Source organism: Pseudomonas sp. GM48 (assembly GCF_000282335.1).
Classification (GTDB): Bacteria; Pseudomonadota; Gammaproteobacteria; order Pseudomonadales; family Pseudomonadaceae; genus Aquipseudomonas.
This window is the reverse complement of record NZ_AKJM01000082.1, coordinates 19,122-28,143: the sequence shown is the minus strand read 5'-3', so window position 1 is coordinate 28,143 and position 9,022 is coordinate 19,122. Positions and strand designations below refer to the sequence as shown.

General features: G+C 60.3%; 7 protein-coding genes. 2 read left to right on the top strand and 5 right to left on the bottom strand.

Features of this window, described 5'->3' with window-relative positions; all coding sequences use genetic code 11:
* Positions 1-19: 19 nt before the first annotated feature.
* The 3 genes from PMI28_RS13595 to arcD (PMI28_RS13605) form a co-directional block, all read right to left on the bottom strand.
* The gene (locus tag PMI28_RS13595) at positions 20-1,030 is read right to left on the bottom strand and encodes an ornithine carbamoyltransferase (protein WP_007974406.1); all 1,011 of its coding nucleotides are present in this window, start codon (positions 1,028-1,030) and stop codon (positions 20-22) included.
* A gap of 69 nt (positions 1,031-1,099) precedes the next feature.
* Positions 1,100-2,356, bottom strand: a complete 1,257-nt coding sequence (gene arcA / locus PMI28_RS13600) for an arginine deiminase (RefSeq protein WP_007987317.1) — start codon at positions 2,354-2,356, stop codon at positions 1,100-1,102.
* Positions 2,357-2,389: 33 nt separating this feature from the next.
* Entirely contained in the window at positions 2,390-3,817 is a 1,428-nt protein-coding gene (arcD, locus tag PMI28_RS13605) for an arginine-ornithine antiporter (RefSeq protein WP_007987315.1), read from the bottom strand.
* A gap of 443 nt (positions 3,818-4,260) precedes the next feature.
* On the opposite strand from arcD (PMI28_RS13605), the gene arcD (PMI28_RS13610) reads away from it, so the two are divergent.
* Together arcD (PMI28_RS13610) and PMI28_RS13615 are read left to right on the top strand one after the other, a co-directional pair.
* Positions 4,261-5,688, top strand: coding sequence for an arginine-ornithine antiporter (gene arcD / locus PMI28_RS13610; RefSeq protein WP_007987313.1), 1,428 nt, complete (start codon positions 4,261-4,263; stop codon positions 5,686-5,688).
* Positions 5,685-6,548, top strand: a complete 864-nt coding sequence (locus PMI28_RS13615) for a DNA-3-methyladenine glycosylase family protein (protein WP_007987311.1) — start codon at positions 5,685-5,687, stop codon at positions 6,546-6,548. The genes arcD (PMI28_RS13610) and PMI28_RS13615 overlap by 4 nt, the downstream gene beginning before the upstream one ends.
* 112 nt (positions 6,549-6,660) lie before the next feature.
* Here PMI28_RS13615 and PMI28_RS13620 read toward each other — a convergent pair whose 3' ends face one another.
* Positions 6,661-8,010: a CoA transferase gene (locus PMI28_RS13620; protein WP_007987310.1), complete on the bottom strand. Its 1,350-nt coding sequence runs from the start codon at positions 8,008-8,010 to the stop codon at positions 6,661-6,663.
* A gap of 172 nt (positions 8,011-8,182) precedes the next feature.
* Positions 8,183-8,938 (bottom strand): methyl-accepting chemotaxis protein, encoded by a 756-nt coding sequence (locus tag PMI28_RS31570; RefSeq protein WP_404942368.1) that lies wholly within the window; start codon positions 8,936-8,938, stop codon positions 8,183-8,185.
* Between the last annotated feature and the right edge of the window lie 84 nt (positions 8,939-9,022).

Sequence of the window (9,022 nt, the reverse complement as noted above, 5' to 3'; positions counted from 1 at the left end):
GTGGGAGCCGAGTCAGCCGTTAAAGATCAGCCAGCGTCGACACCAGAATCGCCTTGATGGTGTGCATGCGGTTTTCCGCTTGCTCGAAGGCGATGCAGGCCGGCGACTCGAACACGTCATCGGTCACTTCGATGCCGTTGCTCAGGTGCGGGTACTGCTCGGCAATCTGCTTGCCGACTTTGGTATCACAGTTGTGGAACGCCGGCAGGCAGTGCATGAACTTGGTGCGCGGGTTGCCGGTGGCTTTCATCAGTTCGGCGTTGACCTGATACGGCAGCAGTTGCTGGATACGTTCGGCCCAGGCTTCAACCGGTTCGCCCATCGACACCCAGACGTCGGTGTGGATGAAATCCACGCCCTTGACGGCGGCTTTCGGGTCTTCGGTGAGGGTGATGCGGGCGCCGCTTTCTTCCCCGTACTGTTTGCAGCGAGCCACCAGGTCGTCCGCCGGCCACAGGGCTTTTGGCGCGCAGATGCGCACGTCCATGCCGAGTTTGGCGCCGATCAGCAACAGCGAGTTGCCCATGTTGTTACGCGCATCGCCGAGGTAGGCGTAGCTGATCTCGTGGATTGGCTTATCGGCGTGCTCACGCATGGTCAGCACATCGGCGATCATTTGTGTCGGGTGATACTCGTCGGTCAGGCCGTTAAACACCGGTACGCCGGCGAACTTGGCCAGCTCCTCGACGATTTCCTGCTTGAAGCCACGGTATTCGATGGCGTCATACATGCGCCCGAGCACGCGGGCGGTGTCCTTCATGCTTTCCTTGTGACCGATCTGCGAGGAGTTCGGGTCGATGTAGGTGACATTGGCGCCCTGGTCATAGGCTGCAACTTCGAACGCACAGCGGGTGCGGGTCGAGGTTTTTTCGAAGATCAGCGCGATGTTGTTGCCCTTGAGATGCTGCTGTTCGGTGCCGGTGTACTTGGCACGTTTGAGGTCGCGGGACAGGTCGAGCAGGTAGCGCAATTCGCGAGGGGTGTGGTGTTCCAGGCTCAGCAGATTGCGGTTATGAATATTGAACGCCATTTTGGATCTCCTAAGGTGTCGGTTATCCCCTTGGCCCGAACTCGGTAAGTGCGGGCCAAGGCTAATAGGTTAGTAGTCAATCGGATCGCGGATGATCGGGCAGGTCATGCAATGGCCGCCGCCCCGTCCCCGGCCGAGTTCGCCAGCGCTGATGGTGATGACCTCCACCCCGGCCTTGCGCATCAGGGTGTTGGTGTAGGTATTGCGGTCGTAGCCGATGACCACGCCGGGCTCCACGGCTACCACGTTGTTGCCGTCGTCCCACTGCTCGCGTTCGGCGGCGAAGCTGTTGCCGCCGGTTTCCACCACACGCAGGGCCTTGAGGTTGAGGGCCTGGGCCACAGTGTCGAGGAAGTTGGTTTCTTCGCGGCGGATGTCGATGCCACCCGCTTTGCTTTCATCGGGACGCAGGGTGAAGGCGACAATCTGGTTCACCACTTCCGGGAAGATCGTGACGAGGTCGCGATCGCAGAAGCTGAACACGGTGTCCAGGTGCATTGCCGCGCGGGATTTCGGCAGGCCGGCGACGATCACTTTCTCGACGGCTTTGTTTTTGAACAGGTTCACCGCCAATTGGGCAATGGCCTGCCGCGACGAGCGTTCGCCCATGCCGATCAATACCACGCCGTTGCCGATCGGCATCACATCACCGCCCTCAAGGGTGGAGTTGCCGTGGTCCTTGTCCGGGTCGCCGTACCAGATCTGGAAGTCGGCGTTGGTGAACTCGGGGTGGAACTTGTAGATGGCGGTGGTCAGCAGGGTTTCCTGACGGCGCGCCGGCCAGTACATCGGGTTGAGGGTGACGCCACCGTAGATCCAGCAGGTGGTATCGCGGGTGAACTGGGTGTTGGGCAGCGGCGGCAGAATGAAGCTGGAATTGCCGAGGAAGTCGCGGAACATCTCGATGGCCTTGCCGCCGAAACTGGTGGGCAAGTCGTCGCCCGAGACGCCGCCGATCAGGAACTCGGCGATCTTGCGCGGCTCCAGGCTACGCAGCCACGAAGTGGTTTCGTTGATCAGGCCCAGGCCCACCGAGTTGGCGGTGATCTTGCGCTCCAGAATCCAGTCCAGGGCTTCGGGGATGGCGACGATGTCCGTCAGCAGGTTGTGCATTTCCAGTACATCGATGTTGCGTTCACGCATCTTGGTGACGAAGTCGAAGTGGTCGCGCTTGGCCTGGGCCACCCACAACACGTCATCGAACAGCAGTTCATCGCAGTTGTTCGGGGTCAGCCGCTGATGGGCAAGCCCTGGGGAGCAAACCATGACTTTGCGCAGTTTTCCGGCTTCGGAATGGACGCCGTACTTAACTTTTTCCTTGGTCATTACAGTGATCCTCCAGATGACAAAACAGGGTAGTTAAAGAGTCAGGAAGCCGTCATAGAGGCCGTAGGCCGCCACCACGGCGCCGACGACCACCGCGGCGAAAATCAGCTTCTCGACGTTGGTGAAAACCGGTTTGTTTACTTCAAGCTTAGCCTTGGCAAACAGGATCACGCCGGGGGCGTAGAGCAGGGCCGAGAGCAGCAGATATTTGATGCCGCCGGCGTACAGCAGCCAGATCGCGTAGACCAGGGCCACGGCGCCGATGACGAGATCTTTCTGCCGGCCGCCTGACGCGCCCTCGTAGGTTTCGCCCCGCACGGCCAGCAGCAAGGCATAGGCTGCCGACCACAGGTACGGCACCAGAATCATCGAGGTGGCGAGGTAGATCAGCGACAGGTAAGTGCTGGCGGAGAACAGCGTGATGATCAGGAAAATCTGCACCATGGCGTTGGTCAGCCACAGGGCGTTGACCGGTACATGGTTGGCGTTTTCGCGGCGCAAGAACGCCGGCATGGTGTGGTCCCTGGCGGCGGCGAACATGATCTCCGCGCACAGCAGCACCCACGACAGCAACGCTCCCAGCAACGAGATGATCAAACCGACGCTGATCAGCACTGCGCCCCAGTGACCGACCACGTGTTCCAGTACGGCGGCCATCGACGGGTTCTGCAACTTGGCCAGTTCCGGCTGGGTCATGATCCCCAGCGACAGCACGTTGACCAGGACTAAAAACAGCAGGACGGTAACGAAGCCGATCACGGTAGCTTTACCCACATCGCTGCGTTTTTCCGCCCGGGCGGAAAAGATGCTCGCGCCTTCGATGCCGATGAACACCCACACGGTGACCAGCATCATTTTGCGCACCTGGTCCATCACGCTGCCCAGGTCAGGGTTCTTGAGGCCCCAGATGTCGGCGGTGAAGATCTCCAGTTTGAAGGCGAACAACGCGATCAACATGAACAGCACCAGGGGCACAATCTTGGCAACGGTGGTCACCAGGTTGATGAACGCTGCTTCCTTTATTCCTCGCAGTACGAGGAAGTGTACGGCCCAGAGCAGCACCGAGGCACCGATCACGGCAGCAGGGGTATTCCCCTCCCCAAATATCGGAAAGAAGTAGCCGAGCGTGCTGAACAGCAAAACGAAGTAGCCAACGTTGCCCAGCCAGGCACTGATCCAGTACCCCCAGGCGGACGAGAAGCCCATGTAGTCGCCGAAACCGGCCTTGGCGTAGGCGTACACCCCGCCATCAAGATCGGGTTTGCGGTTGGCCAGGGTCTGGAATACGAACGCCAGGGTGAGCATGCCGACGGCGGTGATCGCCCAACCGATCAGAATGGCGCCGACATCCGCGCTGGCGGCCATGTTTTGCGGCAAGGAAAAGATCCCGCCACCAATCATCGAACCGACGACTAATGCAACCAGTGCGCCGAGTTTGAGTTTTCCGGGGGCTTCAGACATTGCATGACTCCAATGCAGGAGAAGAGAGGCAACAGACTAATTCCGTTGGCTATCCAATCAGCTGACTTGGATCACTAAATGAGAGCGTTCCCAGTTTGTTGGCGGAGTGCCATCATTTGCAAGGCGGCTGCTTGTAATGCTTGTTCTAGAGCCTTTTTGTAGATTGTTTCAGTTGTTTTGTGTTTTGTTTCGAATTATGACGCTAGTTGGTTTTTCAGAATCCGCCAATCTTCCCCGTGGGTTTTTTGTACAAAATTGATGTATTAGCAAAACGTATACAACAAATGATTATATCGGCGCTTCCAATAGCCGTTTTGTGCAAGTAAAAAGACGTATGTTGGCGTTATCCAATAAACGTTATTACTCTTCAAAAGTTTAGTTGACGCTCGTTATGTGACGATCTCGCGGCACTTGTCGCCCCCCGGAGAAATGGAGATGCAACGATGTCGCAACCACCGAGCAAGCTTCGCCTGAGTGCATTGATCGCGTTGGTGGTGGGGTCGATGATTGGCGGCGGAATATTTTCCCTGCCGCAAAACATGGCGGCCAGGGCCGATGCCGGGGCGATCCTGATCGGTTGGGCAATCACTGCCGTCGGCATGCTGACCCTGGCGTTTGTGTTCCAGACCCTGGCCAATCGCAAGCCGGAGCTGGACTCCGGGGTGTATGCCTACGCCAAGGCCGGGTTCGGCGACTACATGGGCTTTTCTTCGGCCTGGGGGTACTGGATCAGCGCCTGGCTGGGCAACGTCGGTTACTTCGTGCTGCTGTTCAGCACCCTCGGTTATTTCTTTCCGGTCTTTGGCGAAGGCAACACGCCGATCGCTATCGTCTGCGCTTCGGTGCTGCTCTGGATGGTGCATTTTGTGGTGATGCGCGGGATCAGGGAGGCAGCATTCATCAATCAAGTGACCACCGTGGCCAAGATTGTGCCGCTGATCATGTTCATCGTGATTGCCGCCGTGGCGTTCAAGGCGGACGTCTTTACTCTCGATATCTGGGGGCGCAACAACCCGGAATTCGGCAGCGTGATGGATCAGGTCCGGCACATGATGCTGGTCACCGTGTTCGTGTTTATCGGGATCGAGGGGGCCAGTGTCTATTCGGCCCGGGCGGAGAAACGTTCCGACGTGGGCCGGGCGACGGTTATCGGGTTTCTTGGGGTCTTGGCGCTGCTGGTGCTGGTGAACGTGCTGTCGCTGGGGATCATGACCCAGCCGGAGTTGGCGAAACTGCAGAACCCCTCGTTGGCGGCGGTGCTGGAACATATCGTCGGCCCCTGGGGGGCGTTGCTGATCAGCGTCGGCCTGGCGATCTCGCTGTTGGGGGCCTTGTTGTCCTGGGCGCTGCTGTGCGCCGAAATTCTGTTTGCCACGGCGAAAGACAAGACCATGCCGGCATTCCTGACCAAGGAAAATGCTAACCGTGTGCCGGTCAATGCGATGTGGCTGACCAGCTCGATGATCCAGTTGTTCCTGCTGATCACGCTGTTTTCCGCCGGCACCTACACCAGTCTGATTTATCTGGCGTCTTCGATGATTCTGGTGCCGTACCTGTGGTCGGCGGCCTATGCGGTGTTGTTGTGCGCGCGGGGTGAAACCTACCAACAGGCACCCGCCGAGCGGATCAAGGATCTGCTGATCGGTGGCATTGCTCTGGGCTACGCGGTGTGGCTGCTGTATGCCGGCGGCCTGAAGTATTTGCTGCTGTCAGCGTTGTTGTATGCGCCGGGTGTGATCCTGTTTGCCAAGGCACGTCATGAGCTGGGCAAGCCATTGTTCACGGTGGTCGAGAAAGGCATTTTCACCTGTGTCATCGGTGGTGCGGGGCTGGCGGCCTATGGGTTGTATAGCGGGTTGCTCAGTCTGTGAGGTTGTTGCTGGCGTACCAGCCGCCCTATGACTGGCCGGCGTTGCTGGGGTTCTTGTCGGCGCGGGCGATTGTTGGCCTGGAAACGGTGGTCGGGGGTGTTTACTCGCGCAGCATCGATTTGCATGGCGTTCACGGTACGTTTTCGATCCAGCCTGCTGCATCCGATGCACTTGAGCTGACCCTGGATTTTCCTGACCCGGACGCCGTACCTGAAATTGTCGCAAGGCTGCGGCGGATGTTCGACCTGGATGCCGACTTGTCCACAATTCACCGGCACCTGGCGGTTGATCCGCTGATGGCACGGTTGATTGCCGAGCGTCCCGGGTTGCGAGTGCCGGGGGCGTGGGATGGGCTGGAACTGGCGATCCGTGCGGTGCTGGGGCAGCAGATTACGGTAGTGGCGGCGATCCGGTTGGCGGGGAAGCTGCTGGCGCAATACGGTGTGCCATTGAGTTCACCGCAGCCGGGATTGAGCCATGTGTTTCCCACGGCTGAGGTGCTGGCGGGGGCGGATCTGGCGACGCTGGGCATGCCGAAAAGCCGAGGCCGGACGTTGTCGGGGGTGGCTCAGGCGTTACTCGATGATCCGCGGTTGTTCGAGTCCGGGCGGGAGGGGGGCGTAGCGCGGTTGCTGGCCTTGCACGGGATTGGTGACTGGACGGCGCAGTACATTGCGTTGCGCCAGTTGCGGGAGATGGATGGCTTTCCCAATGGCGACGTAGGGCTGATCAATGCGTTGGCAGCGCTGGAGGGTGGGCGGGTAACAGCGAAGCAGCTGTTGTTGCGGGCTGAGTGCTGGCGGCCTTATCGAGGGTATGCGGCGCAGCTTCTTTGGACTTCGTTGAGTCGGGCGGACTGAGTTGATCCGGAATTTGTACCGATAACCCTGACGCCTTCGCGAGCAAGCCCGCTCCCACAGGTGATCGCGATCAAATGTGGGAGCGGGCTTGCCCGCGAAGGCGATCTGAAAGTCACCACCACTGCGCGGGATGTGAACCCAGTTCCGTTGCCGGAAGCGCCCAATGCAATGGCGTCGCCGCGATCCTCAATGGCGCGTGCAACCGGTGCGCCGCCCCCCACGGTGTCTGCTCTACGAGCATCGCCTGATCCTGCACATCTTCCGCGCGTAACGCCTCGCCCGTCCCGGGCCCGTGCTCGATCAACAACTTCGCCGTACGCGCCAACGACAATCGCGCCGAGCCGCCTGTACCGTCGCTCAACCGTTGTGCCAACAGCCTGATCGCACCGGCCGCCATCAAGTAGCCGGTGGCGTGATCGAGCGCTTGCACGGGGAGCGGTGTCGGCTTGTCAGCACTTTTCCAGCGCATCCCGGCTTCGGCGATGCCGCTGCTCATCTGCACCAGGCTGTCGAAGCCCCGGCGGTTTTGCCACGGGCCGCTCCAGCCATAGGCGTTGAGACAAACATCAATCAGGCCCGGGTTCAGTTGCCGGCGCTCATTCATACCCAAGCCAAGCCGCTGCAGTGCATCGGCACGATAGCCGTGGAGCAGAATGTCGGCGTCCTTGAGCAGTTTTTCGAATACGCCGCGGTCGGATTTGTCGTTCAGATCAAGACGCGCGCAGCGTTTTCCCAAAGTGACTTCCGGCACCACCCCCGGCTCGTTCCAGGTCGGCGGATCGATGCGCAAGACATCGGCGCCGAGGCCAGCCAGAAAGCGGCTGGCGATGGGGCCGGCAAGCACCCGGGTCAAATCCAGCACCTTGATACCGGCCAGTGGTCGGGCCACTGACCCCATCCACGGTTGGCTGCGCTGGCTTGGGTGGTTGGCGAATTGAATCAGGGGTTCGGCATTTACCGCCTGGCCTTGAGGATGGGTTTGCCATTGTTCCCAGGTGCGCATTTCGGCGGCACAGCCACCGGCATCAACCACCGCCTGCTCAAGTTCGCTTTTCGTCCATTGCGCTACTTTGCCGGCCATCGTTACGCGGTCGGCACAGGCACCGAGCACGCTTTCGGCAGCAGCACGGTGATGGGGCGCGTTGGTGTGCAGGCGAATCCAGCCATCACCGGTGGCGTAGTCACCGGCGACCGCATCCCACAGCGGCGGAACGCTCCAGCCTGTCGGGCGAATCGAGGTCGCGAACCAGAAGGACGCCAGGCGTCGGTCAACTTCAAGGTCGGGCAGGCGTCCGGTTTGTTGGTGCAGCAGTTCGCTGGCGGCCTGGCCGGCGGCGGCAATGCTGGCGCAGGCCAGGTCAGTGACGGCAAACGCCGAGGGCAGGGCGCCGCTGGAGGTGAAAGGAATCTGGGTGTGAGGCAAGCCGAGTGCGGCTTGAATGGACGTGAGCAGATCAGTCATCGAAGGCCCTCCAGAGCGAGAGCCTGATCTTAGTTCAAAAACCTCGAGGCCAGATGAAATCCCTCTGTGGGAGCGGGCTTGCTCGCGAATACGATCCATCATTCAACGATGATGGTGACTGATACACCGCATTCGCGAGCAAGCCCGCTCCCACATTGGTCGGCGGTGCTTCTTAAACGCGGAACTGATCCATCAACTTCATCTGGTGAGTGGTCAGGGAGTTGAGCTGGCTGCTGATTTGCGCCGATTCAGTGGCCTGGCCGGTCAGGGTTTCGGTGACGGTGCGGATCGCCGAGACATTGCGGTTGACCTCTTCGGCCACGGCGCTTTGTTGCTCGGCGGCGCTGGCGATTTGCAGGTTCATGTCGCTGATCACGGTGACCGCGTCGCTGATTTTGCCCAAGGCCTGGACTGCCTGCTGGATCTGCCCGGCGTTGCTGTGGGCCTGGGTCTGGCTTGAATGCATGGTGGCGACCACGCCGCGGGTGCCGGACTGGATGCGCTCGATCACCAGGCGAATTTCTTCCACCGAATCCTGGGTGCGTTTGGCCAGGTTACGGACTTCGTCGGCCACCACCGCAAAGCCGCGACCGCTTTCACCGGCACGGGCGGCCTCGATGGCCGCGTTGAGCGCCAGCAGGTTGGTTTGCTCGGCAATACTGCGGATTACTTCCAGCACCGAACCGATCTGCTCGCTGTTGACCGCCAGGGCTTCGACTTCGGTCACGGCCTTGCTGACCTCCTCGGCCAGTTGATTGATGTCGCGGGTGCTGCGCTCGATGATCGACATGCCGTCGCGGGCCGACTGGTCGGCACCCTTGGCGGCGTTGGCCGCGTTCGAGGCGCTGTTGGCGACATCGTGGGCGGTGGCGCTCATTTCGTTGGACGCCGTGGCGACCTGGTCGATTTCGCGGAACTGCACCTGCATGCCTTCACTGGTCTGGCGGGCAATCTCGGACGACTGATCGGCCGTGCCGCGGGCGTCGGTAATGCTTTGCTTGATCTGCGCGAT

What these genes read in the sequence shown, in the direction of transcription:
- arcD (WP_007987315.1), bottom strand. Translation starts at nt 3,817, where the DNA reads ATGTCTGAAGCCCCCGGAAAACTCAAACTCGGCGCACTGGTTGCATTA.
- PMI28_RS13595 (WP_007974406.1), bottom strand. Translation starts at nt 1,030, where the DNA reads ATGGCGTTCAATATTCATAACCGCAATCTGCTGAGCCTGGAACACCAC.
- PMI28_RS13620 (WP_007987310.1), bottom strand. Translation starts at nt 8,010, where the DNA reads ATGACTGATCTGCTCACGTCCATTCAAGCCGCACTCGGCTTGCCTCAC.
- arcD (WP_007987313.1), top strand. Translation starts at nt 4,261, where the DNA reads ATGTCGCAACCACCGAGCAAGCTTCGCCTGAGTGCATTGATCGCGTTG.
- PMI28_RS31570 (WP_404942368.1), bottom strand. Translation starts at nt 8,938, where the DNA reads ATGCAGGTGCAGTTCCGCGAAATCGACCAGGTCGCCACGGCGTCCAAC.
- arcA (WP_007987317.1), bottom strand. Translation starts at nt 2,356, where the DNA reads ATGACCAAGGAAAAAGTTAAGTACGGCGTCCATTCCGAAGCCGGAAAA.